This window comes from Lactobacillus sp. ESL1191 (genome assembly GCF_058504435.1).
Genome location: NZ_CP196365.1, coordinates 792034 through 815010, shown reverse-complemented (window position 1 = coordinate 815010; position 22977 = coordinate 792034). Strand labels below are relative to the sequence as shown.

At 41.8% G+C, this 22977-nt stretch carries 28 protein-coding genes and 1 CRISPR repeat array; all 28 genes read left to right on the top strand.

The features are described 5' to 3' along the window. Nucleotides 1-60: 60 nt before the first annotated feature. The 28 genes from ACSYSN_RS04280 (at nucleotide 61) to cas2e (ending at nucleotide 22312) form a co-directional block, all read left to right on the top strand. On the top strand, nucleotides 61-351 hold the full coding sequence (locus ACSYSN_RS04280) for a head-tail connector protein (protein WP_491711708.1): 291 nt from the start codon (nucleotides 61-63) through the stop codon (nucleotides 349-351). Then, the gene (locus tag ACSYSN_RS04275) at nucleotides 341-682 is read left to right on the top strand and encodes a phage head closure protein (RefSeq protein WP_491711707.1); all 342 of its coding nucleotides are present in this window, start codon (nucleotides 341-343) and stop codon (nucleotides 680-682) included. Before ACSYSN_RS04280 ends, ACSYSN_RS04275 begins: the two co-directional genes overlap by 11 nt. After that, nucleotides 679-1074 (top strand): HK97 gp10 family phage protein, encoded by a 396-nt coding sequence (locus tag ACSYSN_RS04270; RefSeq protein WP_491711706.1) that lies wholly within the window; start codon nucleotides 679-681, stop codon nucleotides 1072-1074. The genes ACSYSN_RS04275 and ACSYSN_RS04270 overlap by 4 nt, the downstream gene beginning before the upstream one ends. Then, nucleotides 1061-1444 carry a DUF806 family protein gene (locus tag ACSYSN_RS04265; RefSeq protein WP_491711705.1) on the top strand — a complete coding sequence of 128 codons (384 nt, stop codon included), beginning with the start codon at nucleotides 1061-1063 and terminating at the stop codon, nucleotides 1442-1444. Before ACSYSN_RS04270 ends, ACSYSN_RS04265 begins: the two co-directional genes overlap by 14 nt. Further along, nucleotides 1444-2100: a phage tail protein gene (locus tag ACSYSN_RS04260; RefSeq protein ID WP_491711704.1), complete on the top strand. Its 657-nt coding sequence runs from the start codon at nucleotides 1444-1446 to the stop codon at nucleotides 2098-2100. Before ACSYSN_RS04265 ends, ACSYSN_RS04260 begins: the two co-directional genes overlap by 1 nt. After that, the gene (locus tag ACSYSN_RS04255) at nucleotides 2100-2480 is read left to right on the top strand and encodes a phage tail tube assembly chaperone (protein WP_491711703.1); all 381 of its coding nucleotides are present in this window, start codon (nucleotides 2100-2102) and stop codon (nucleotides 2478-2480) included. Before ACSYSN_RS04260 ends, ACSYSN_RS04255 begins: the two co-directional genes overlap by 1 nt. 11 nt (nucleotides 2481-2491) lie before the next feature. Beyond that, nucleotides 2492-2695, top strand: coding sequence for a hypothetical protein (locus ACSYSN_RS04250; RefSeq protein WP_491711702.1), 204 nt, complete (start codon nucleotides 2492-2494; stop codon nucleotides 2693-2695). A 15-nt stretch (nucleotides 2696-2710) separates the two neighbouring features. Beyond that, entirely contained in the window at nucleotides 2711-6805 is a 4095-nt protein-coding gene (locus ACSYSN_RS04245; protein WP_491711701.1) for an NlpC/P60 family protein, read from the top strand. Next, the gene (locus ACSYSN_RS04240) at nucleotides 6792-7550 is read left to right on the top strand and encodes a distal tail protein Dit (protein WP_491711700.1); all 759 of its coding nucleotides are present in this window, start codon (nucleotides 6792-6794) and stop codon (nucleotides 7548-7550) included. Before ACSYSN_RS04245 ends, ACSYSN_RS04240 begins: the two co-directional genes overlap by 14 nt. Beyond that, nucleotides 7547-10645: a hypothetical protein gene (locus tag ACSYSN_RS04235; protein WP_491711699.1), complete on the top strand. Its 3099-nt coding sequence runs from the start codon at nucleotides 7547-7549 to the stop codon at nucleotides 10643-10645. Before ACSYSN_RS04240 ends, ACSYSN_RS04235 begins: the two co-directional genes overlap by 4 nt. 13 nt (nucleotides 10646-10658) lie before the next feature. Then, nucleotides 10659-10820 carry a hypothetical protein gene (locus tag ACSYSN_RS04230; RefSeq protein ID WP_491711698.1) on the top strand — a complete coding sequence of 54 codons (162 nt, stop codon included), beginning with the start codon at nucleotides 10659-10661 and terminating at the stop codon, nucleotides 10818-10820. Further along, on the top strand, nucleotides 10786-12006 hold the full coding sequence (locus ACSYSN_RS04225; RefSeq protein WP_491711697.1) for a BppU family phage baseplate upper protein: 1221 nt from the start codon (nucleotides 10786-10788) through the stop codon (nucleotides 12004-12006). Before ACSYSN_RS04230 ends, ACSYSN_RS04225 begins: the two co-directional genes overlap by 35 nt. Nucleotides 12007-12017: 11 nt before the next feature. Continuing rightward, nucleotides 12018-12311 (top strand): hypothetical protein, encoded by a 294-nt coding sequence (locus ACSYSN_RS04220; RefSeq protein ID WP_491711696.1) that lies wholly within the window; start codon nucleotides 12018-12020, stop codon nucleotides 12309-12311. A gap of 15 nt (nucleotides 12312-12326) precedes the next feature. Continuing rightward, nucleotides 12327-12698: a hypothetical protein gene (locus ACSYSN_RS04215; protein ID WP_491711695.1), complete on the top strand. Its 372-nt coding sequence runs from the start codon at nucleotides 12327-12329 to the stop codon at nucleotides 12696-12698. 12 nt (nucleotides 12699-12710) lie between these two features. Further along, complete coding sequence (locus ACSYSN_RS04210; protein WP_491711694.1) at nucleotides 12711-12932, top strand: hypothetical protein; 222 nt, start codon at nucleotides 12711-12713, stop codon at nucleotides 12930-12932. Then, the gene (locus ACSYSN_RS04205; protein WP_491711693.1) at nucleotides 12932-13342 is read left to right on the top strand and encodes a phage holin, LLH family; all 411 of its coding nucleotides are present in this window, start codon (nucleotides 12932-12934) and stop codon (nucleotides 13340-13342) included. Before ACSYSN_RS04210 ends, ACSYSN_RS04205 begins: the two co-directional genes overlap by 1 nt. Next, nucleotides 13342-13887 (top strand): N-acetylmuramoyl-L-alanine amidase, encoded by a 546-nt coding sequence (locus ACSYSN_RS04200; protein ID WP_491711692.1) that lies wholly within the window; start codon nucleotides 13342-13344, stop codon nucleotides 13885-13887. The genes ACSYSN_RS04205 and ACSYSN_RS04200 overlap by 1 nt, the downstream gene beginning before the upstream one ends. A gap of 148 nt (nucleotides 13888-14035) precedes the next feature. Next, nucleotides 14036-14389, top strand: a complete 354-nt coding sequence (locus ACSYSN_RS04195) for a hypothetical protein (protein ID WP_491711691.1) — start codon at nucleotides 14036-14038, stop codon at nucleotides 14387-14389. Nucleotides 14390-14521: 132 nt separating this feature from the next. Continuing rightward, complete coding sequence (locus ACSYSN_RS04190; protein ID WP_491711690.1) at nucleotides 14522-14800, top strand: hypothetical protein; 279 nt, start codon at nucleotides 14522-14524, stop codon at nucleotides 14798-14800. Then, nucleotides 14800-15207, top strand: coding sequence for a hypothetical protein (locus ACSYSN_RS04185; RefSeq protein ID WP_491711689.1), 408 nt, complete (start codon nucleotides 14800-14802; stop codon nucleotides 15205-15207). The genes ACSYSN_RS04190 and ACSYSN_RS04185 overlap by 1 nt, the downstream gene beginning before the upstream one ends. A 101-nt stretch (nucleotides 15208-15308) precedes the next feature. Continuing rightward, a complete protein-coding gene (locus ACSYSN_RS04180; RefSeq protein WP_491711688.1) occupies nucleotides 15309-15506 on the top strand; it encodes a hypothetical protein in 198 nt (65 codons plus the stop codon). Nucleotides 15507-15723: 217 nt separating this feature from the next. Beyond that, the gene (locus tag ACSYSN_RS04175) at nucleotides 15724-17403 is read left to right on the top strand and encodes a type I-E CRISPR-associated protein Cse1/CasA (RefSeq protein WP_491711687.1); all 1680 of its coding nucleotides are present in this window, start codon (nucleotides 15724-15726) and stop codon (nucleotides 17401-17403) included. A gap of 8 nt (nucleotides 17404-17411) precedes the next feature. After that, nucleotides 17412-18059, top strand: coding sequence for a type I-E CRISPR-associated protein Cse2/CasB (casB, locus tag ACSYSN_RS04170; RefSeq protein WP_491711686.1), 648 nt, complete (start codon nucleotides 17412-17414; stop codon nucleotides 18057-18059). Beyond that, the gene (gene cas7e / locus ACSYSN_RS04165) at nucleotides 18049-19131 is read left to right on the top strand and encodes a type I-E CRISPR-associated protein Cas7/Cse4/CasC (protein WP_491711685.1); all 1083 of its coding nucleotides are present in this window, start codon (nucleotides 18049-18051) and stop codon (nucleotides 19129-19131) included. The genes casB and cas7e overlap by 11 nt, the downstream gene beginning before the upstream one ends. After that, on the top strand, nucleotides 19112-19813 hold the full coding sequence (cas5e, locus tag ACSYSN_RS04160) for a type I-E CRISPR-associated protein Cas5/CasD (protein WP_491711684.1): 702 nt from the start codon (nucleotides 19112-19114) through the stop codon (nucleotides 19811-19813). Before cas7e ends, cas5e begins: the two co-directional genes overlap by 20 nt. Before the next feature lie 30 nt (nucleotides 19814-19843). Further along, on the top strand, nucleotides 19844-20494 hold the full coding sequence (cas6e, locus tag ACSYSN_RS04155; RefSeq protein ID WP_491711683.1) for a type I-E CRISPR-associated protein Cas6/Cse3/CasE: 651 nt from the start codon (nucleotides 19844-19846) through the stop codon (nucleotides 20492-20494). After that, nucleotides 20484-21431 (top strand): type I-E CRISPR-associated endonuclease Cas1e, encoded by a 948-nt coding sequence (gene cas1e, locus ACSYSN_RS04150; RefSeq protein ID WP_491711682.1) that lies wholly within the window; start codon nucleotides 20484-20486, stop codon nucleotides 21429-21431. The genes cas6e and cas1e overlap by 11 nt, the downstream gene beginning before the upstream one ends. Next, a complete protein-coding gene (gene cas2e, locus ACSYSN_RS04145; RefSeq protein ID WP_491711681.1) occupies nucleotides 21431-22312 on the top strand; it encodes a type I-E CRISPR-associated endoribonuclease Cas2e in 882 nt (293 codons plus the stop codon). The genes cas1e and cas2e overlap by 1 nt, the downstream gene beginning before the upstream one ends. Before the next feature lie 29 nt (nucleotides 22313-22341). Continuing rightward, nucleotides 22342-22796: a CRISPR direct-repeat array (repeat unit 28 nt; unit sequence GTGTTTCCCGCGTATGCGGGGGTGATCC). Between the last annotated feature and the right edge of the window lie 181 nt (nucleotides 22797-22977).

Here is a 22977-nt window from a genome sequence, read left to right as displayed (position 1 = left end):
GTCGCTTGAGAAATAAACAGTAGTCAATGAAATGACAGCGGCTAATAGTGAGGTGGCAAAATGATTGTTGACCCAAAAGAACTACTAGATGAATTGCATGTGGATGATACGCCTGAAGAAGAAGCTACAGTTACTAGCTTGCTAGAGTCGTCCAAAGCAATAGTGGATGAAGCAATTGAAGATAAAGAGAACCCTGATTTACCTAAGGACCCACTTTATAGCTTGGCGATTAAAACACTAGCAACGCAGCTATACTTTGACCGAACACTGTCTGCAGGAAAATCGCCGGCAGTAAGGACATTTATTGCACATCTACAGTTTAAATATGGTGGTGACAGTAGTGGCACTTAACAACATTAAAATTCATAGCCTTAATAAAAAGGCTATTTTTTATGAAACGAAAGCGGTACACAATCCGCACACGGGAGTCAACACAATACAACGTGTTCCTGTGTTTACACTATGGTGTATGCCCTACACTCGTAGTATTTCACAGCAAGCCAGTTTAACGCCAGAACAATTGGACCAGCCTGTGCTTGTGGTTAGGCATAATAGCAAAATCACAGCACAGATGCAGGTTGGCTACAACGGAATTAATTATGCGATTGCTAACGTATCGCCTGATGACAGCAACAGCGTAATTTCTTACGATTACATCACGCTAAAGAAGGTGGCCAAATGAGATATGACGACTGGGGCAAACAATTTCTAGTTGAAGCTAAGAAAAAAATCCCTGATGTAAAAGGACAAAGCGAAATTACTAAAGCCGGAGCAGATGTAGTTGCTGAAGCAATCCATGATGCAGCAGTTCAGCTGCATTACAGCGACAAAAAAGAAACTAAGCACATGGCAGATGATGTGCATGTTTTTGATGGTGATATTACTGGCAAGCAAGATGGCACCACAACGGTGGGCTTTGAAAGCAAGGGCCACATTGCCCGCTTTCTAAACGACGGAACAAAATTTATCAAGGGTGACCATTGGTTTGACGTCGCAGTTGAAAAAGCTAAGCCGAAAATGTATGAAGCGATGAACCAAAAATTTAAGGAAGTGACTAAGAATGATGCCGGTTGATGAACTGGCGCAAGTGATTATTGGGCTAAATTTAGATTGGATAACCCCCGACTACGTGATTTGCACAAATATGGATAATGACCAAAAGAATGATGTTGATGACACCATTCTTTTTTTGACTGAAGCTTCAAATCAATCGTCTGCACATGCAAACGATACTTTCAAGCGGTGGTCAGTCACAATCGAATTGCAAATTTTTTGGGGTTCTAATCCGGACGTCGATAATATCCAGGCAGCAGAAATTGAATTGATGAAAAAGTTAACTGAGCAGGGGTGGCTGGTTGAGCAAAGCTCCCAGCACACGATGGACCCCGACACTCAGCAAGTGACGAAAACAATATATTTAACTAAAAATAAGGAGATAAAATAATGAGCGCACATGGTATTAAAGAAGCGACTTTCGCTTTACTAGATGATAACGGAAAATTAATTAAAGGAGCGCAAGGCTTAAGTGATACTGGTCTTTATACACCAGACGGCAAGGGCGAGGGTATGACGGCGGTTAACTTTACTGGCCTTGAAGCAGAAGGAACACAGCAATTTGCAAACGACAGTGTAAAGCGCGTCAGTTACGGCCAGTCGCAAGTTAAGGTAGCTTTAACCGCCCTAGATATTGATCACGACATCCACATGAGACTGCTGGGCTATGTAGAAGATGGTAAAGGCGGTTGGGTAAGACACTTACCGAAGCCACACGTTGCAATTCTTGCGCACAGTCGGAGTCTTGATAATGAGACCGATATTTACGAGGGAGTGGCCAACTGCGAGATTATCGAAGAGTCGCGCAACCACGGGACTGATAACAACGCGGAAACCGATGCAGAGACAACGCTTTCCGCAACAGCACTAACGCCGCTTGATAAGACTGTATTCGTTGACCCGAAAGACCCTGATACTCAACAACCGTATAAATATTGGTTAAGTACACAAGCAGGCTTTGACAAAGCCGCAATGCTGAAAGAAGTCTTTGGTGGCTATGAAGCAGTAAACAATGCGCCGGTTAATAACGGGGGAGGACAAGCTTAATGGCTAAGATAAAAATAAATTTAAAACCACTAGTTAAAATCGACCGTAAAATCAGCATTTTGCCGTCAACAGATTTGATGCTGCGTGCATTGGATTTGCAAATCAAGCTTTCTGATGTTGATGATAAGGAAAATGAAGCAGAACAGGTAAAAGCTACTGCTGAAAGCTTGCATATGATGCTTGATTTTATCCAAGAAACACTACAACTGAGCGATGAAGAGATGGCCAAAGTTAGAAGGACTACTACTTTCGATGAAATTGGCGAGATTGTGGGTGCTTTAGTGATGATAATCCAAGGAATTCCGCAAAATGATGTCAACGAAAACATCAAAAAGCATAAATTACAACAAAAGGCGATTGCAAACGACCCAAAAAAATAGCCGCGTACCGATTGGAACGCAAAAAATCGGTAATGCAACTAAAAAATGATAGGGAAGATTTAATTTTTTTAATCAAACAATTGTTGGAAAAAGGAGTAATGCCATCGCAAGCAAAAAAAGAAGATTATTATGACTTACTAGAAGCGTTGAAGGCAAGGCCTGCTGACGAGAGAGCAGAACTAATTGACCCGCTAGACGCGGTACTTAAAAGGTAGAAAGGAGGTAGAAAAATGGTTGAATTGCAACACGATATGGCCAATCAAGTCTCGCTAGATGTTAGCGGAGCGGTTAAAAGTTTCAAAACACTTACTAGTGCGATGAAAGCTAACTCTGAAGAATTTAAAGCGAATGAGGCTGCGGCTAAGCGTAATGGGGACAACCAAAAAGCTCAGCAAATTAAGATTGAGGGACTAAGTAAGTCCCTCGAATTGCAAAAAGCAAGGCTAGCTGACTTAAAAAAGCAACAATCAGAAGTCGATACCTCTACCGAAAAAGGTACCAAACGCTACTACGACTTAACTGCGCAAATCACTAAGACTAACTCACAAATTAGTAAGCAGTCTGACCAGTTAAGCAAAGCTAAGTCAGGCATGACCTACTACACCAGTGGTTTAGCAGATTTGCAAAAAGGCTATAAGCAAGCGACACAGCTATCGCAGTCTTATGTAGCCAGACTTGAGGCTGAAGGTAAGGCTGAAGAAGCCAACAAGGCTAAGCAAAAATTATTGAGTGATTCGGTTGATCACTATAATAAGCAGCTAGCTATCCAGCAGGCGGAGCTAGTCAAGACTGCAAGCGCCAATGGCAAGAATTCAGAAGCTTATCAAACGCAATTAATCAGGGTTAACAAGACGGCAACCAGCTTGGCCAATGCGAAGACCCAGATGAATGAATTTTCGCAAACGATGGAGAGGCCTAAGCCGACCGGCTTTCTTGACAGAATTAAGTCGAAGCTGGTCGGTACTAAAGACGCAGCCAAAGATACTAAGACTAGTATCTCGGATATTGCTAAAGGCTCTGCGATTGGTACTGGTATAACTAATATCGTTGGCAATCTAGGCTCAAGCCTATTTGATGCAGCTAAGCAGGGATTTAATCTTGCCAAAGCTGGCAAAGAAATCAGTGAGAATTGGGAGCATATCGGTGTCTCTGAAAAAGGCACTAAGGAGCTAACTGGCCAAATTGGCGAAATTCGTGCGGTCAGCAATGCCAGTGGCGCAGCAGTTACTAAGCTTCAGACTAGTATCTATGGCTTGACCAGTGGGAACATCAAGCAAACCAAGGCTCTGACCAACGAACTTTACGCTTACGGTAAAGCTGGAGGAGCCACAGAAGAACAAATTACGGGTATGGGAACTAAGCTTACTCGTGTATTCTCGGCAGCTAAAGTTAACTTAGGTACTTTTAACCGAACTTTTGCACAGATGCCTGGTCTTAAGACAGCTGTTCAAAAGGCTAGCGGTATGACCAAGAGTGCATTTACTGATGCGCTTAAGAATGGTCAAATAACCGGTTCAAAGATGAAAGAGTACATGCTCAAAGCCGCTGATGGCAGTGGAGAAGCATGGAAAAAGTTTGGCGAGACAACTGAGGGTAAGATTGCCAAGACTAAAGGTACTTGGACAAACTTCACTTCTGCAGTAATGAAGCCGCTAGCTAATACAGCGCTTGATGGCCTAAGCAAGGGACTAGATAAGATAATCGGCAAGAACGGTAAGCTTAATGCAACTGGTAAGCATATCCAAGGAATAGCTGCTTCACTCTCTAAAAGCGTTGGCAAAGGCATTGTCAATGCAATTGACTTTATTTCTAAGCACACCAATGAAGTCAAAGCTATGGGAGTGGTGTTTGCTACTTATTTTGCAGTCTCGAAGTTTACTAAGATGGCCGCAACGCTTATCACTTTTGTAAGTGGTATTGCAAAAGTTATTGCTGTTATAAAAGAGTGGAAAGTAGTACAAGCAGGGCTAAACCTCGTTTTAAACGCTAATCCAATCGGCTTAATTGTCACAGGAATAGCAGCCTTAACAGCAGGCTTTGTCCTGCTTTATAAAAATTGCAAGCCTTTCCGGCAATTTATCAACGGTATCGGCAAAGAAATTAAAAAAGCCTTTGCTGGTGTGCCGGGAGTGGTCAAAGGCGTCGTAAAGTGGTTTGGCAAGCTTTTCAGTGGTGTAAAATCTCGGCTAGATAAAACCGTAAAAGTTGCTAAACTTGTTTGGCAAGCTTTGTCTAAGAGTTTTAATTCTTTTAGCAAAAAATTCAAGAAAAATTGGGATGGTTTTTGGAATGCAATCCATGACTTCTTTAAGAAGCTGTGGAGTAAGGTACTAGATACTTTCAAGGACTGGGGGAAGAATATCAATTCTTTCTTCAGTTCTTTTGGTTCGGGCTTCAAAAAAGCTTGGACAGGTCTTTGGAATGGCGTCAAATCAATCTTCAATAAAGCATGGGACGGCATTAAAAAGCTGGCTTCCAACGCAATGAATGGCTTGATTGACATCGTAAATGGAGGCATCAAGGCAATTGATGGGGTAATCCACGCTTTTGGCGGTAAAGAACACACCATCAGCCTGCTTAGTCACATCAAACTGGCTGCTGGTACTGATTCAATCTTGAAATCACTGTCAAATCCAATTACCAAGCCAGTAATCGCCACGCTCAACGATGGCAACGATTCCCCCGAGACTGGCAACAAAGAAATGCTGGTCGATAGTAAAGGCAATGCCGGAATTATTCAGGGCAGAAATACCCAAATGCTGCTAACGCCTGGGATGCACGTGATAAATGCACGCGAAACTGCGATGTTAATGGCAATGGGCGGAACTAAGCACTTTGCCAAAGGTACCGACTCAATCTTGGGCCAAATCGGCAATGCTGCATCTGGTGCATGGAATTGGGTCACTAAAACAGCCGGCAATTTAAAGAAGTATTTCGACTTAGCCACTAAAATTATTGCGCACCCAATCAAGTACGTTGAAGGGCTGTTCAAGTGGACGGGCTCAAACAAGATTGGCGGTGCAATGACCGACCTAGCCAAAGGTGCTTTTAACCAGGCTAAAGATGGAGCTACTGGATGGTGGAGTTCACTTTGGAAAATGGCCGGAAGTAAACTGGACGGCGGTTCAGACGCCACCGGATTACTAGGAGCTGTTAAGAAGTACGGCGAGGGTCATAACTATGTGTGGGGAGCAGAAGGACCCAGCTCGTTCGACTGTTCCGGCCTTGTTGAGTATGCGTTAAAACACGCTTTCGGCAAGTCGTTCCCACACTATTCTGGCTCACAATACAGTGCTACTAAAGCTACTTCGCATCCATCTAAAGGTGACTTAGTATTCTTTGGTCCTGGCGGTAAAAATCACGTCGGTGTGTATGCCGGCGACGGTCGCTATTACTCTGCACAATCGCCAAGTGCCCACCCTAATATTGGAATGGGCAATATCAGCGACGTGCATGAAGGAGCAGTTAGCTTCCGCAAGGTACTTGGACTAGGTACTGGCTCAAAAGAGAAAGTTGATACCGGACTAGACAAAGTCATTAAAGAGCAAGTTGGCTCTGGCTTTTGGAAATTTATTTCCAAATTGTCTGGGCTGTTTGGAGACAGTAACCCGGCGGGCGATGGTGTTGACCGTTGGCGCAGCGATGTTATTAAGGCACTGAGCGCCAACGGTTTGTCAACTAGCAAGAGCATGGTTGAGAAAGTGCTGCGACAGATCTCGACCGAGTCAAGTGGTAATCCCAACGCAAAACAAGCTGGAGCAGACCCTGATGGTGACGGTTCAGGACCAGCTTTAGGACTGATGCAGACGAAGCGTGGCACTTTTAATGCTTACGCTAAAAAAGGTCACAATAATATCTTTAATGGATATGATAACTTACTCGCCGCATTAAATTATGCTAAACACACCTACGGTTCTAGTTTGAGCTTCCTAGGTAATGGGCATGGATATGAAAATGGCGGTATAGTAAGCAAGTTTGGTCTATACCCAGTAGCAGAGAAGAATAAACCAGAAATGATTATTCCGCTAGACCTAGGCAAACGCAATAGAGCTAAACAATTGCTTGATGACACCACAAAAATTGTACGTGGCAGTGACAGTGTTGACGATAGTGGTAGCAACAAGCTACTGCAGCAGATTGTCGTACTGCTAACAGCAATTGTGGGCGATGATAAGCTCGATAGTATTTTGCAGGCTTTGAGATTAATTCAAAGTCAACCGCTAAGTGTTGATACTAAGGTTAGCTTAGATTTAAAGACAATTGCTGAACAGGTCGACAAATACAGTGCTAATAGACTAAGCAGAAGGAGGAATGGCTTTGCATGATGTACATCAGAAAGGACAATTAATCTACCATAATCGGTCAAGCGCTGATTTTGGCATTTACGTCCAATATCCGTTAACAATCGTACATGGAGAGCCTGATATTACTGCCACACATGTGGCTGGCAGAAATGGCGATATTTTGCAGAATTATCAATCGTTTAAAAATATTACCGTAACGGCAAATGTAACAATTTTTAAACCTAGACAATATCAGGATATCTATCAGCTTCAAAATGACATTATTGACTGGCTCAATGGTTACGACTACGACTACTTGAAGTTTGACGACAACCCAGAGTGGTTGTGGGAAGCGGTGGTTACTGTACCACCAGCAATTACTCCTCTAATCGAAGAGAAGATGCAAACAGAGCTCACCGGGTCGATAACTTTTAATTGCAAACCGCTAATGAAGCGCAATGATGGCATTCACTGGCAAGAGATTCCTGAAGTCGTCTATAACATTAGCAACATGACGGCATTACCCGACTGGCATTTAACCGGTTCGGGTAATTTTGTTTTAACAGTTAATGGTCTTACCTATCGGTTAAACAGTGTCGATGGCGAGCTATATATCGACGGCGAAGAGTGCCAGGCTTACAAATCAGAAACAGAGCCACGTAACAATTTGGTTGAGTTCGCGAACAACGATGCTCCAATATTGTTTCCTGGTAAAAATACGATTAGTTTAGCCGGCGATACACCGACCAGATTTTACTACAAACCGAACTGGAGGAGATTAGCATGACGCAATATTTGCGCTACCCGATTTTATTTGAAAATGCGGCAGATGATGATGCTACCAATGGTATTGGAGCACTATCCGATGCACTAACTTGCCAAGTAACTAGGGCTAAGAGCACTTTCCCTAGTTTAACCATGACTTATAAGAAAGATGGTGTTCATGCTAAAGACATCGCGCCAGGCATGATTATCATGGCTGATGCTTCGCCCGATAAATTGCGGCAAAAGTTCAGAATCAATCAGGTTACGCCAAGCAATGAGGTGTTGACGATTAACGCAACTCACATCGCTTCTGATTTTGGCAATTTAGTAATTGGGTCTGATATATCGCTGGCCAGTGCAAGTGCCAGTGAGTGCTTCCAAGCACTACAAGATTCAATGCCAGCTCTGGAGAATATCCCGGGCGTTGAATTTACGACAAACGTCACAGATTTGGCCAATATCAACTGGACTCTGGATAGCGATGGCGAAGTATCGTCACTACTACTTGGCGCTGACCAGATGGGCGACACTCAAACACAAACAATGCAGGCGCTCTACAATGCGGACTGGGTGTTTGATAATTATCATTTTTCATTAATCAGAAACCCGGGACGTGATACCGGGATAGTTATTAAGGCCGGTCGAGATTTAACTGCAATTTCGCAAGATAACAATATTACTAGTATGTATACCGGCGTTTTGCCGTTTGCTAAGTACACACCAGCGCCTAAAGCTAAGTTGCCAGCTGATATGAGTCAAGCTGGAGATGCTTTTCAGGGACAAGGAGTGGTCCAATACCTGGGTAGTGGTAGCATAACCACTTATAACACGCCTTATACGGGCCACACAGTGGTGGCTAAGATTAAAAATGGCCAATATCTGCAAATTATCCGCAAGGTAAGCGGCGATAGTGATCCGGCACCAGTGAACGGCGATGATTGGTACGAGCTAAGCGACTTATCTTGGGTTGATGGACAATTTTTAAGCTTTGACAAGTCCGGCTCTTACGTAATAAATGAAGGTTCTGGCCAAGGTCACTTATCCGTTGGTACTAGCCAGACTAGCAAGGGTACTAAATATCCTGCTAGTGGGACAGCGACAGTCACCTATGACGACCATGGGACGATTATTCATGTCTACTACTCACCCTTTAAAGGTTCGGACCACTACAGGCGCCCTGGTGACACGCTTAAAAATGGCGAAAAAATCAAGTATGACTATGTAGCGGTCGATGAAAATGGTGCTAAGTGGTACCACATCGGCTCTCATAGGTGGGTTTATGGCCCACACTTATCTTTCAGCAAAAATGGTGACATAGCTTACCAACCGGCAAAGGGTAAGATTTATGTCAAAGATAAAACCCAGCAGTACAGCTCTCCTGGGCAAGAAATGTATGTCTATGAAGTCAAGAAGGGCAAAAAGGAGAAGAAACCTAAGTACGTAAAAGCTGGATATTACGAGGTGCTTGGCCAATCGGTTGCCGCAGGCACAACCTATTACAAGATTGGGTCTGGTAAGTGGGTGACTAGTAGCGCAGGAGACTGGAAAAAGCCCAAAGCAGTTAAGCCAGTGGCACCTGGTAAGCTGCTTGGCCACACAGTTGAAACTAAAGGACGAGTTGAACTTTACGAGAAACCAGGCAGTGCTAATCATGCTGCTATTAACACCAGTTTGGCCACTGGTACACAGGTCAAGGTAATCGGGACAGCTACATCAAACGGCGAAAATTGGACCCACATCACTGTGGGTAACCAATCGGGTTGGGTGTTGTCGAAGTACCTTGACTACAGTGCGGCAGATGACATCGAACCGGGCTCTGATGAAGATAAGACCGATACTGAGACGGGCGTTGATGCTAAGACGATAACCGTAAGATTACCTGAAGGAATACTGGTTGCCGACAATTGTTATCAGATGGATTTCAGGCACTATACTAAGCAAGATTTTTCGCCTTACTTTCAGGCACCAGAAGAAAATGAAACTGGCGAAGCCACTGAAGATGACATTAATCAGTTGCGCAATTTAACACAGGCTTACATGGAAGAAAACCGCATCGGTATCCCTGATACGCCACTAACTATATCTTATGAGCAAATCAATAAAATCGACCAAATTAACCTCTACGACACGGTAGGCGTGCAAGATATCGGCGTTCAGCAAACGGCACAAGTCACCCAGACAGTGTTTGACTCGCTGGGCCACCAATATATCAGTGAAACTATTGGCGACTTGCCAGTGACTTACGCACATGAACTGCTATCACAGGCTGGCGATAATGCTCAAGGCAAAGTTGATGGCGTAAGTAATAAGGTCAAGCAAGCCGTTGGGCTGACTTCACAAGTCAAAGCAGCACTCAAACTAGAAGGCTCTGACCGCGAAGAGGCAGAGCGAAAAATCGGAGTAGAGCTTGGCATTGTAAGCGAAAAAACTGGGAAATTAGAAGTTGACCAGAAAGTTTTTGACCAGCGATTACAAGACTACTACGCACAGATGCAGGATGCTAAAAATTGGATTGAATCAGGTGGCTCTGCGGTACTGAAGTTTATCGACGCCAACGGTGTCCAAACTTATAAAGACCCGGTAAAGATAGTGGCCGAAAGCTCTGAAGGGTCTCTGATTTTTAATGACCACGGCTTAGGCTTCATGGGACCAGACGGGGTTCTTAGAACAGCCATCGAGTCCAATGGGCAAGTTAATGCTGAATATATAAATACGGGAGTCATAAAATCTCTCAATGCGCAAGAATTGATGGTTAACGGTTCATTGAGAGCCAACGTCGGAAAAACTGTTCTTACTGTTGGGGCACTGAACGATGCCTTACCGCCAAGTGTCAGTGGGCTGATATCAGGAACCCATGGAGTGGTAGTGGCCAACGGGAATGATGCCATAATTATTAATAGTAGAAATATCTGGATGGCACAAGACAATGTATTGACCACTCAAATATCAAGCAGTCCATATGCTAGTACAAGCCGAATCAACGGGGTATTTTTAGGAAACAGCAAAATTGAAGATGGAACTGGCACATATCTTAAAAACGCAGATGGAATATCATCAATACAAGCGTGGGTTAAGAAACACTGGCGAGGTAAGGCTTCAAACTGGGACTTTATGTAAAGGAGATAATTTAATGGATAATTTAATGAGCAAAGCAGCACTTGATTTTGGTATCATGATTGCCAATCTTACCGTAGAAAAGGCACGACTGGAAGTCGAAAATGCCGATTTAAAACAGCAGCTAAAGGAGGCGAAAGCCAATGAGCATACCAAACCTGACGCTACAAACAGATAAAAATACAACCTCGGTTGATGTTGACCGGATAACTATCCGGCAGTCTGAAAGCGGCTTGGTTTTAACTGCTAACTTGGTGACAGCGACTGGTGCAGCCTACAATTTAAACAATTGCCAAATTGCATTTGGCGAAAATAAAGACGGCGGCAAAATGGTCGCTGACGATAATGTTGACGTCGTAGATGCAGAGGCCGGGATTGTGAAATATCGGCTAAATACAGCGGTATATCAGGAAAGCGGTAGTGCGTGGTTCGAAATTACAGACAGCACTAATAAGCTGATTGATACCACGACTAACTTCCACATTGAGGTGGTCAAGCAAGCAGACTTACCGGTCGATAACGAGAATTATTGGTCAAAGGCAGAGGCGATGCTGACGCATGTTCAAGCTTTCATGGAGAAGATACAGAATGACCTTAGCCAGTTTAAAACTGATAAAGAAAACAGTTTTACACAGTCAATAACTGCGTTTCAGAAAATTCTTGACGACTACAAGACAGAGCTTTCTCAATATGGCGATAAATTTAATAAGCTGGCGGCCGATTGGCAGGCTGAATTAAATGAAATTAAGGCAGATGCTAAGACGGAATTTGATAGTCAACGGGATGCACTTCAGGCTGAATTCACTCAGTTTGAAGACAATCTAAAGGCGGATTTAAATACGAAATTAGCTGATATAATCAGTAAAATCAATCAACTTCAGAACACCACCTTGCCCGACATGGATGCCAAGGCTAACCAAATCAGCGAAAAATTGGATAAGCTGAAAGAAGAATTCAATGACATTGATTTTGAAGATTTTGTTACCAAAAATGACTGGAAAACGCTGACTACTAAAGTTACTGGCATGTATGACAATGCGACGATTGACCAGAAACTAGAGCAAGCCGGCAAATTAAAGCAAATTAGTGTCAACGGCGGTGCACCAGTTAGCCCTGGAGCTAATGGCGTTGCTAATATCAGCATCCCCAAACAAGATGTATCTGGATTGGAAACAAAAGCTGATGCTAAGACCGCTCACGATACGCTTACAACTGCTGTTAATTCGGCTAAGGTTGATATAACAGCTATGAAGACTGATATTGATGCTCTAAAAAAGCGTGAGATTTTTCATTATTCGACAACAGAAGCGGAGGGGGCCGACTATTCCAGCAAAAATCCTGATGTTTTTGTGGGCACACCATAGGGGAGGTTGAAATGTTACTTGATGGACAACAAGAAGTAAACAATCTTTTTTTAAAAGGGACGAAGTTCTCACGCGCCGACTTATTCGGTAAACAGGTTAGGACGGATGATGCGTACTTTTTAAAAGGCAGCATCAATCCTGACACCGGGAAGATTGATGACTCTTATGGCAATTCTGGCACAACTTATCCCAATACAATCTGGACAATTACAGGTCAGACTGCTAACGGAAAAATAATTTGTATCTATTCGAAAGAAAGAAACGTGGGCGGTTGGATAGACAGCTCAAAAGTTGTATTTATTTAAGGAGGATCAATATGTATGTTTAAAAATATCAATGAAAATTTTGAGCAAACGCTGGCGAGTGTATCAATTATAACGATTGGTGCCTCGCTTTTTGCTGACCGGAATTATTTTTTCTGGCCACCGGAACTGGCCCACACGCTTAATGACCAGCGGCTTGATGTAGTAATTTTACTTCTGGGACTAGGCCTATTCATCGTGTCGGTCACAGGAAACAAATCTAAAGGGTGGCAACACGCGCTGTTAATTATGTGCGGGGCAGTCGTCTGTATGCTTGCATTGACGCAAATGGTGCATGCGATGTACACAGGTCAAATGGAGATGGCTCACACCGTGATTGGAGATTTAATTATTTTTGCACTGATTGTAAGGTCTGCATACAAGAGCTAAGGGGGTGGCAATTTGCAAAGCTGGTCAAACATGATACAGGTGCTTGGCGTCTTTGTCGGAGCAATTGCCACTGCTTTAGCTGTGACGCACAAAACACACAGAGCAGACTATGATGCAATTATCGAAGAGCTAAAAAACGAACGAGATGAATTTAAGAGCAATTACCACGCTGAACGCGAGCGGAATGCGAAGCTAGAGCGTGAAAACGAGCAATTGAAAAAGGAGAAAAAATAATGAGTATTAAAGAAATGCTGGATATGGGCTACTACGGACTGATTGCTGTTGCAATCATTGCCTACTCAGGAATTAAGCTATACAGTCTTAACCACACAATAAAGAGCAAGTGGGTGTCGCAGATACCTGACCTGGCAGCAGCTTTTGTGCACGATGCAGAAACGACAGGTGGTAATGGTACCCAGAAGATGGATATCGTAATCACTAGTGTTTGTGATGTACTACGCGCCAATAAGGTAGCTATCACGCCAGAAATTGAGGCATCAATTAAAGCTTTTGCTGAAAAAGCAGTATCACAGATGAACAGCAAAAAACCAATTGATAAATTGATTTTTTCTGCGGATGGTAAACCGGTGACGAGCATTAATTCTGATGGAGAAATCAACATCAATAAAAAGGATGATAAGTAATGAAAAGAAATTATAAATTCGCCCTAGGTAAGAGCGAAGGTAGTTCACATGTAGCTAGTCGTAATTTTGTCGTGGCACACGCAACGGCCGCTCCCAACGGGGAGGCGTGGTCGGTTGCCAGGAATATGAAGACTGGCATCCATACTAGCGAAACTTATGTCCACCTAGTAATTGATGATAAAAACATTTATCAGGTCGGCGAATTAGGCTATGACGCCTGGGGAGCAGGTATGCCAGCAAATGCTATGTCACCAGTACAAATAGAATTGTGCGAGTTTACCAACCACAAGAGGGCCATGAGAGCCTACAAGCACTATGTCAACTGGCTACGGTGGGCAGCTAAGAAGTATGGTATCCCGCTGACTTTGGACGACAATAAGTCTAAAGGTATCAAGACACACTCATGGCTAGTACAGCATGGCTACAGCAACACTAACCATACCGACCCGTGGGGATACTTGACTAAGTTGGGTATCACTAAGGCTCAGTTTGCTAAGGACTTGACCAAGGGATTTAGCGGGCTAAATATAAAATTGACGAAGTAAATTAAATAAGCACTCTGGGGTAAGTCCTGGAGTGCTTATTTTTTTATGCAAAAAAACAAAATAATTTACTTTTAGGGTTTACAAACACCAATAATATGATATGATATAAGAGTAAGGAGTTAAGAAATAGTTTTAAAGGAGAAAGAAAATGCAAAAATTTACAAATTCAAAAGTTGATGAGATGAAGGTACCAAAGCTAATCAATGAATTTGGTTTGGTAGCTTGGTCAAAGGATGACAAAGCACCGCGCTACTACCTTAATGAGGACGCTTTAGAAAAGCTTATCGGGCTTGAGCAAGACTTCTACAAGAGTGGAAATGTAAAGAATTGCTTCTACATGGATCGCGACAACGAAAAAGTTAAAGTGGCCAACAGTAGAGCTTACGGCCGCGGGTACGGCAGTCACAAGACTTACATCAGCGGAGATGAAATATTCACTGACTGGAATCCATACGATGTTGACATGGCAGCTGAGCTAGCATACCGTATCAACAATAGATAATAGCAAGCCCCTCTGAGGGCTTGTTTTTATGAAAAAAATATTTTAAAAAAATATTGCTTTTAGGGTTTACAAACCCTAAAACTATGATATACTATAAATATAAAGAGTTGAGAAACAAAAGGAGAAATAAAAATGACTAAAGCAGAAGTAAACGCAAAATACGCCAAATTAATCGATGAGTGTGAAGGAAACAACAACTATGAAGAAGCAGATTGTCTATCAGTTGTTGACGACAGCAGTTGCCCAAGCGGATACCGCGTCGATATAGCATGGCAAGCCGGCAATAGCGGAGATGGGTATGATGCGATTGATTTGGAAGAAGTGTTCTTTCACGATTTTAACAACAAAAATTTAAACAAAATAATTGCTGAGTATCGTGAAGATTTGCTTGAAGCAAAGGGGACGATCTAATGATTGATAAGGTGAAGTTTGATAATTGGCGCGATAAGTACGGTTCTGAACTCGCCCAGGCCAAAAAGGTAGTGTTTGATGGCAGCATAAATTTACCAAATTTGGCAAAGATAACAGGCATACCTTACCAGACTGTGAGAGAGTATCGCAAGCGTCCGCGAACATTAGAGAATGCCGGCTGGAAGAATATCAACAAGTTGGCTCAAGCCTACACCATTGCCGTGGTGGAAGAACAATTACCTGAAGAAGAGCGCAATCAATTTGTGCAGAAGCTCTCTGATCAGTTTGATAATTGGAAGATGGACGCGCTTAAAAAACATCAAAAGGTAGCTACTATCGAAAAAATGGAGGAAATAATCATGAGCGACCCCTTGGCTGTAGCCGAATTGTACAATGCGGATAAATAAAACAAAAAAATATTTAAAAAATATTGCCTTTAGGGTTTACAAACACCAATAATATGATATACTATAAATATAGAGTTGAGAAACAAAAGGAGAAAACAAAAATGACTAAAGTAGAATTCAATCAAAACAGCAAGACAGAATACGACGTAACACTGAATGGCGATAGCTACGGCACTTTAAAATTTGACGCTAATCAAAATCTCTGGGTATTATGGCCAGAAGATATTGACGATGCTGTAAGTTACTTTGAAGACTTAAAAGATACTGAAGAGACTATCGTCGACGAATTAGCAGCTTAAATATAAACAGCTAGCTAAAAGCCTTACCTTACCAGGTTGGGCTTTTTTGTGTGTTCCCGTTTGTGTTCCAACTTTAAAACCGATAAAAATCTTTAAAACTCTATTTCCTGTAAAATCAACGATTCCAGCACCTTCAGACAAGCTAAAAACCCTTAAAAAATTTGGTTTTTAAATTACTCAGCTAAATTTGGTTTAAAAATAATAAAGGAGGAAGTTAATGAATGATCAGCATTTTAATTTAGTCATTGATCCGTGGATTAAAGTAATTGATCTTAATGCAAAAACTCAAACAGTATCAATGGTCGAATTATTCGAAAATGCCAAGCAGTATCGCCAGCTGGCTGGTGAGATGCGCTCACAGGATCTGGCGATTATGCGATTTTTGTTAGCGGTTTTACAGACGGTTTATTCTCGCTTTAATGCCGAGGATAAGTCTTATGGCTGGCTAACGGTTGACCCCAAGAAATTTCAAGTAACAAATGTTACTGATTACGACGAAGATGATTTGCTTGATACGTGGGAAAGCTTATACCAAGGCGGTAATTTCACCCAAGTGGTGGTGGAATACTTAAAGAAAAATCAAGATCGCTTTGATTTATTTGGGGAACATCCTTTTTATCAGGTGACAAAGGAAGAATACGACCGGTTCGTCCTTGATAAATACAAAATAGCCAAGGGCACTGGGACAGTTGCAATCAAGCAAATGAATCGCCGAATTTCAGAAAGCAACAACACACCCGATCTTTTTTCGCCCAAAATTGCCGATTTTAAAAATGACGTAGATTTGGCTGAATTGGTACGTTGGCTCATCTGTTATCAGAATTTTACGGGAGTTACCGATAAAGCAAAAGTTGAAACTGCTGAGAAGTTTTCAACTCCCGCCGGCTGGCTGTATAAACTAAATCCCGTTTATGCCAATGGAAAGAACATATTTGAATCCTTGCTGTTGAATTTGGTTTTGACAGGTGATGAGTATTGTCAAGAGCGGCCGGTTTGGGAATATGATGAGATTGGTGAATACATTAAGTGGCGTAAAAGGGAATTGTTACCCGATAATCGAGCTGCACTCTACACGGCATGGTCGCGAATTATTCACATTGAGTGGTCAAGTGACATGCTGCCAACGATTTATAGTGCTGGCATTCCCATGTTTAGTTCAAGCAATGCTTTTATCGAACCGATGACAGTTTGGAAAAAAAGCCGTCAAGCCAAAGATAATGAGTTTATTCCTGCGGTTAAAGGAAAACAGGCATTAAGTCTGGCAATGTGGCGCAAATTTGGTGATTATGTCAATCCCAACAAGGCTGACGATGTTCATCGACCGGGAATAGTCAGTTGGCTTAATGAGCTTAAAAACGAGAAAATAATTGAGCGCAAAAAACGCATTTCATTGGTCTTAGTCGCCTTAGTGAGTGATGGTAACGCCACTTCTCAATCACCTTATGCTGAAGTTTCAGATGATTTGACCTTGGACCTCAATGTACTTTTTGATGATAGTGAAAATTATTGGCCTAAACGAATCGAAGATACGATTGATTTGACCCAAGATGTTGGGAAAAGCTACTGGGTATTTGTCAATGATTTAGCAAGAATTCGTAAACTTGATTCTAAAGAATTGAACAAAAAGTTAATGGATAAATTTTACGATCAGTTGAACATGCCTTTTAAAAGCTGGTTATCCCAATTGACCAATCAAGATGATCGGGATCTAAAGATTAACGAATGGAAGAAAGAATTATGGAAAATTGTTAATTCTGAAGTAGAAGCTTTTATGAAAAATAGCACATCCCGTGATATTACGGGAATCGTAGACGATCGGAAGAATTTACTGAATGTTTTTGTGGCAAAGAATAAGTTGTTAGGAAGCGTTTCTAACAAATTGAAAATTAGGTGGTGAGCTAAGTTATGAATAAAATAGGTATGAAGACCAGCTCGATGATCATGCAAATGCATGAGTCTGGGAATTATCGCGGGGTACTTGCAAGTATGCGCGGCGCTGCGAGTTTTGCTAGCCATAAGGCGCAAGCTGTTTGGCCGATAATGATGGAAACTTTAGAGACAGATATGTTGAGTAAAAATGGTAAACCCTCATATGCTGAAAAAGCAATTTATGCAGCTTTAAGAATCTATGCCATTCATCAGCAAGGAAAAGATGAATTGGTTTATAGTCACATTCAACGTAAAATTAAGCCCAATGCAAAAGCTGCTGACAAGGTAGAAGCGGATTCTACCAAGAAGCAGGAAGCAGGAAGCGATTTCTTTACAGCTTTGGCAGAACTGAAGAAAAACGAAGATTTAGAAGTAGCTTTAGATCGACGGGTTAGACAAACGTTAGCAACTACTGACGTTAATAGTGTCATTAACTCGCTTAATCATCTGATTGGGATTATTAAAGCAAATAATTCCAGGGTAAAGATTGATTACGGAAAACTTGCTGAAGACCTCTATCGCTTTCAAATGAGTTATGAATCAGCCAATAAGGTTAGACTCGATTGGGGTCAGAAATACTATGGATACAATAGAAAAACAAAAGGAGAAAACAATGAACAATAATAAAAACTTTTACATCGATCTTCACGTGTTACAGGCGGTACCGTCTTCAAACATTAATCGCGACGACACTGGAGCTCCAAAAACAGCGCTTTATGGCGGGGTAATGAGGTCACGGGTTTCATCGCAAAGTTGGAAACGGGCAATGCGCCAAGAATTTAATGAACATGACTTGGGTGCAGGCTTAAGAACTGTAAAATTAGCTCAATTAATAGCCGAAAAAATCATGGAATTAGATTCTTCTTTGCCCGAAAAAGATGTGCAAGCTAAAGTTAAGGAAGTTTTTAAGAGTACTGGCATTAAGTTGGATAAGGACGGCAAAACAGGAGCCTTGCTTTTAATAAGTCGGGGACAGGTCGAAAAGATTGCTCAATATGTTTTAGATCACGATACAATTGATAAAAAGGAATTAAAGCGCTTATTCAACAGCGACCAATCAGTAGACTTGGCTTTGTTTGGGCGCATGGTTGCTGATAATCCTGAACTCAATGTTGAAGGCTCAGCCCAGGTAGCGCACGCAATCTCGACCCATGAAGTGGTTCCTGAATTTGATTACTTTACGGCCCTTGATGATCTCCAAAAAGAAGATACAACGGGAGCCGCAATGCTGGGAACAATTGAATATAATTCTTCTACACTTTATCGTTATGCCAACCTGAATTTCCCTGAATTGGTCCATAATTTAGGTTCAGAGGCGGCAGTTGAAGGAACAGTTGAGTTTATCAAATCGTTCTTGTTATCAATGCCAACCGGTAAACAAAATACTTTTGCTAATAAAACTCTGCCAAATTATGTCATGATTACGTTAAGAACTGACACGCCGGTTAATTTAGTTTCGGCATTTGAGAAAGCAGTGACTTCGAATAAAGGCTATGTTAAACCTTCAATTGAAAGAATTGAAAAAGAGTATGAGAATACCTGCAAAATGGTCGACACGCCGGTTAAAACATGGATCTTGTCATTGGACGATGATAGTTCTTTAACAGATTATCAAATAGCTAATTTAAATGAGTTACTCCAGCAAGTATCCGCTGAACTTGAACAAGTGGTGCAAGATGAAAACAATCACGATTAAATTAACGGGACCGTTGCAATCTTACGGGAATGAAGCGAGCTTTAATCAGCGCACAACAGCTGCCCATCCGTCCAAAAGTGCGATCATTGGGATGATTGCTGCTGCTTTTGGCTATCAAAGAGACGATCAGCGGATCAAAGATTTTAATAAACTTGATTTGGCGGTTAGAGTCGATCAACCGGGCACCCTTTTAACTGATTATCAAACCGTAGAATGGAAAAAAGGCACGCGGAAGGTCACTTACCGGGCTTATATCCAAGATGCGGTATTTGTACTTGCGATTAGTAGTGAAAATGACCTATTAATTGATAAAATCAAATATGCGCTGCGCCATCCCAAGTTTCAGCTTTTCCTCGGTCGGCGTTCAAATGCTCCAGCTGGGGTTTTACAAATAGCTGAATTTGCTGCTGCTAATCCAGTAGAAGTCCTATCCAAATTGCCTTGGCAGGCAGCGAATTGGTATCAAGAGAAAAAATCACAGGAAGAGATAATCAATGTAGAATTGTTTGCTGATGCTAAACTCTTAGCTGGCGAAAAATACTTCATGGTGAAAGATAGTGTTGGTTCTTTTGATCAACGTAATCGCTATTTCGATTACCGGCCAGTTGTCCGTGTTTGGAAAAAAGTAACTAATCCAAAGTTTAAAACAAGTAGCGAACACGACCCATTTGCGGCGTTGTAAGAAAGGAGCAAAATGTACTTATCGAGGGTAATGATCGATGTTAACAATCGGCAAAAAAACAAGGATTTAACGCATTTAGGCGCTTACCATAATTGGGTTGAGCAGAGTTTTCCCGACGAAGTTGAGAAACAAAGCCGCAGCCGTAAATTATGGCGAATTGATCCCTTAAGAAAAGAAAAATATTTAATTATATTAAGTGAAACTAAGCCAGACCCAGCGACTCTTGTAAAGTATGGAGTCGCAGGAACAGTATTAATTAAATCATATGACAACTTTTTAAATTCACTAAAGAACGGACAATATCTACGCTTTCGGCTAACCGCCAATCCGACTCATTCGGTAATTACACCTGGCGAAAAAAGAGGCCGTGTATTTCCGCATGTGACGGTTGACCAACAAAAAGACTGGCTTATCCAAAAAACCAAAACGACCGGTTTTCAGATCGTAAAGAAACAAGAAAATTCCGATCATTATTTGTTTGATGTGGTTGAGCGTGATCATCCAATTTTAAAACATAAGAATGAAAGAAAAGTTCACCTAAGTCGGGTTTCTTTTGAGGGTATCCTTAAAATAACGGACTTAGAGATGTTCAAAAAATCATTAATTGGCGGTATAGGTCGAAAGAAAGCTTATGGCATGGGCTTAATGACAGTAATTCCGGTTAAGCAAAATGAAGCATAATGTTGGTGCTAAAAAGCCCGACCTGGTTGAGTTAAGTCGAGTTAGAGACCGAGTTACTTTCCTTTATTTAGAACATGCCAAATTAAACCGCCAAGATAGTGCGATTGTCGTTGCAGATAGTAAAGGTACAGTGTTTGTTCCGGCAGGCATCATTAGTGTATTAATGCTGGGACCTGGAGTAGATATTACCCATCGGGCAATGGAATTAATCGGCGATGCTGGAATGAGTGTGGTCTGGGTTGGTGAAAGGGGAGTTCGCCAGTACGCCCATGGTCGGACGTTGAATCATTCATCATTATTAATCGAGAGACAAGCTAAACTGGTATCCAATATTCGTTCAAGACTAGCAGTTGCAAGAAAAATGTATCAAATGCGTTTTCCGAATGAAATTTTTTCGAATTTAACGATGCAAGAATTGCGCGGAAAAGAAGGAGCGAGAATTCGCCAAGTTTACCGAGAACTTTCAAAAGAAACGGGGGTTCCTTGGAGTCGGCGTGAATATAATCACGATGATTTTGATTCAGGCACTCCAATTAATAAAGCTTTGACCGCTGCTCATCAGGCTTTAAACGGCCTTAGTTATAGTGTTATTGTTGCTCTGGGAGCTTCGCCAGCTTTAGGATTTGTACATACAGGGCATGATTTGTCTTTTGTTTATGATTTTGCGGATTTGTACAAGGCTGAAATTTCAATTCCAATCGCATTTAAAATGGCGGCTGAAGATGATGATGACAAAGATATTGGTTCGCGAACCAGATTGGCTATGCGTGATGCATTTGTAGATGGAAAAATAATGATCCGGATGGTTAAAGATTTGAAATTTTTATTAGACGCTGAAGATGATCAAGAAGTTGAAAGTTTGGGATTGTGGGATGACAAAACGGGCCTTCAAAAATATGGCGTACAGTATTCTGAACGTGACGAAGGCGCAGACTAATGATAGTTATTACTTTAACTAAAGTTCCGCCTTCACTTAGAGGGGACCTAACCAAGTGGTGTCAAGAAATTCAGACCGGTGTTTATGTTGGTAATGTGACCGCGAGGATCCGTGATTTATTATGGGACCGAATTATGCGTGACATCGGTAATGGTCAGGCAACTATGGCCTTCAATTCTAAAAATGAATTTGGCTATCAAATTAAAACTACAAGACCGGATTATCAGGTTAGGGATTTTGAAGGAATTCCGCTGGTAAAACGATTAAATCGGGTAGATGTTCCTGTTAAACATGGCTTTAGTAAGGCTGCGAAATGGCGCAAAGCCAAAGCCGGTATGCAAAAACATTATAGTATAGAAAGTCAAGACCGTTTCGTTACCCTTGACATCGAGACCACAGGTTTAGATCCAACCAAGGATCAAATAATTTCAATTTCTGCTGTTAAAAGAAATGCTGACGGAACCAAAGAACATTACGATGCTTTTGTTAAAATTGACCAAAGAATCCCCGAAAGCATTGTTAAGCTAACCGGCATTTCAAATGAAAGTCTAAAGGATCAAGGTATTGAATTATGCAAAGCACTGCATGGGCTGAAAACATTTGTTGAAAGATTACCGCTTATCGGCTATAACTTGTCCTTTGATGATAGGTTCATCTCGACGGGTTTTAAGACTGTCAATGAAGAAGGTTTATCTAATAAATTAATTGACTTAATGCCAATTGTAAAAAAGAAAAACAAATTTTTAGATAATTATAAGTTAGGTACTGTATTGGAAAAATACGAAATTGAAAATTCAAGACCGCATGAAGCAAGCTCAGACGCTGAAGCAACTTTGAGTCTTGCAGAAAAACTAATTAAAAACGAGGATCTTCATTTTTAGGAATGCTGGTTTAATGGGATCTATTTAGGGTGTTTCCCGCGTATGCGGGGGTGATCCTGCCGGGTCTTAAGACTGCTGTTCAAAAGGCCAGTGTTTCCCGCGTATGCGGGGGTGATCCCTGTTGAAGTGGCTGTTGTACTTCTTAGAGCTTGTGTTTCCCGCGTATGCGGGGGTGATCCCATTAATCATGTTGAATACGATTAATAAAGTTTGTGTTTCCCGCGTATGCGGGGGTGATCCCTTGGGTTGGTCTGCTCACAGCATGTGGAACGGGTGTTTCCCGCGTATGCGGGGGTGATCCCCCTTCGATATCTTCAAAGTACATATTATCACTGTGTTTCCCGCGTATGCGGGGGTGATCCTTCATTTGATGAATTAAAATCAATTTTATTTCTGTGTTTCCCGCGTATGCGGGGGTGATCCTATCAAGAACTGAAATTGGGACGGATTTCTTATGTGTTTCCCGCGTATGCGGGAGTATATCTTACTACTCACACAGTTACAATTATTGGCTATGCGCGTTTTTCAAGTAGGTAGGGTAAATGTATGCTATCGATTGTTCAACAGTTTATAGTGAGTACGTTCAATAAATCGTTAGCATATTTATCAAAGAACGGAAATGAATTACAAGACACTATTTCAGGTTGGAATTGACAAAGAACAAG

Excerpts from the sequence above, each read along its gene's own strand:
- ACSYSN_RS04180 (WP_491711688.1), top strand. The coding sequence starts at position 15,309 with ATGACTAAAGTAGAATTCAATCAAAACAGCAAGACAGAATACGACGTA.
- casB (WP_491711686.1), top strand. The coding sequence starts at position 17,412 with ATGAATAAAATAGGTATGAAGACCAGCTCGATGATCATGCAAATGCAT.
- ACSYSN_RS04205 (WP_491711693.1), top strand. The coding sequence starts at position 12,932 with ATGAGTATTAAAGAAATGCTGGATATGGGCTACTACGGACTGATTGCT.
- ACSYSN_RS04270 (WP_491711706.1), top strand. The coding sequence starts at position 679 with ATGAGATATGACGACTGGGGCAAACAATTTCTAGTTGAAGCTAAGAAA.
- ACSYSN_RS04185 (WP_491711689.1), top strand. The coding sequence starts at position 14,800 with ATGATTGATAAGGTGAAGTTTGATAATTGGCGCGATAAGTACGGTTCT.
- ACSYSN_RS04265 (WP_491711705.1), top strand. The coding sequence starts at position 1,061 with ATGATGCCGGTTGATGAACTGGCGCAAGTGATTATTGGGCTAAATTTA.
- ACSYSN_RS04175 (WP_491711687.1), top strand. The coding sequence starts at position 15,724 with ATGAATGATCAGCATTTTAATTTAGTCATTGATCCGTGGATTAAAGTA.
- cas5e (WP_491711684.1), top strand. The coding sequence starts at position 19,112 with ATGAAAACAATCACGATTAAATTAACGGGACCGTTGCAATCTTACGGG.
- ACSYSN_RS04280 (WP_491711708.1), top strand. The coding sequence starts at position 61 with ATGATTGTTGACCCAAAAGAACTACTAGATGAATTGCATGTGGATGAT.
- ACSYSN_RS04195 (WP_491711691.1), top strand. The coding sequence starts at position 14,036 with ATGCAAAAATTTACAAATTCAAAAGTTGATGAGATGAAGGTACCAAAG.
- ACSYSN_RS04255 (WP_491711703.1), top strand. The coding sequence starts at position 2,100 with ATGGCTAAGATAAAAATAAATTTAAAACCACTAGTTAAAATCGACCGT.
- cas1e (WP_491711682.1), top strand. The coding sequence starts at position 20,484 with ATGAAGCATAATGTTGGTGCTAAAAAGCCCGACCTGGTTGAGTTAAGT.
- ACSYSN_RS04215 (WP_491711695.1), top strand. The coding sequence starts at position 12,327 with ATGTTTAAAAATATCAATGAAAATTTTGAGCAAACGCTGGCGAGTGTA.
- ACSYSN_RS04235 (WP_491711699.1), top strand. The coding sequence starts at position 7,547 with ATGACGCAATATTTGCGCTACCCGATTTTATTTGAAAATGCGGCAGAT.
- ACSYSN_RS04260 (WP_491711704.1), top strand. The coding sequence starts at position 1,444 with ATGAGCGCACATGGTATTAAAGAAGCGACTTTCGCTTTACTAGATGAT.
- ACSYSN_RS04200 (WP_491711692.1), top strand. The coding sequence starts at position 13,342 with ATGAAAAGAAATTATAAATTCGCCCTAGGTAAGAGCGAAGGTAGTTCA.
- ACSYSN_RS04240 (WP_491711700.1), top strand. The coding sequence starts at position 6,792 with ATGGCTTTGCATGATGTACATCAGAAAGGACAATTAATCTACCATAAT.
- ACSYSN_RS04220 (WP_491711696.1), top strand. The coding sequence starts at position 12,018 with ATGTTACTTGATGGACAACAAGAAGTAAACAATCTTTTTTTAAAAGGG.
- cas7e (WP_491711685.1), top strand. The coding sequence starts at position 18,049 with ATGAACAATAATAAAAACTTTTACATCGATCTTCACGTGTTACAGGCG.
- cas6e (WP_491711683.1), top strand. The coding sequence starts at position 19,844 with ATGATCGATGTTAACAATCGGCAAAAAAACAAGGATTTAACGCATTTA.
- ACSYSN_RS04190 (WP_491711690.1), top strand. The coding sequence starts at position 14,522 with ATGACTAAAGCAGAAGTAAACGCAAAATACGCCAAATTAATCGATGAG.
- cas2e (WP_491711681.1), top strand. The coding sequence starts at position 21,431 with ATGATAGTTATTACTTTAACTAAAGTTCCGCCTTCACTTAGAGGGGAC.
- ACSYSN_RS04245 (WP_491711701.1), top strand. The coding sequence starts at position 2,711 with ATGGTTGAATTGCAACACGATATGGCCAATCAAGTCTCGCTAGATGTT.
- ACSYSN_RS04230 (WP_491711698.1), top strand. The coding sequence starts at position 10,659 with ATGGATAATTTAATGAGCAAAGCAGCACTTGATTTTGGTATCATGATT.
- ACSYSN_RS04225 (WP_491711697.1), top strand. The coding sequence starts at position 10,786 with ATGAGCATACCAAACCTGACGCTACAAACAGATAAAAATACAACCTCG.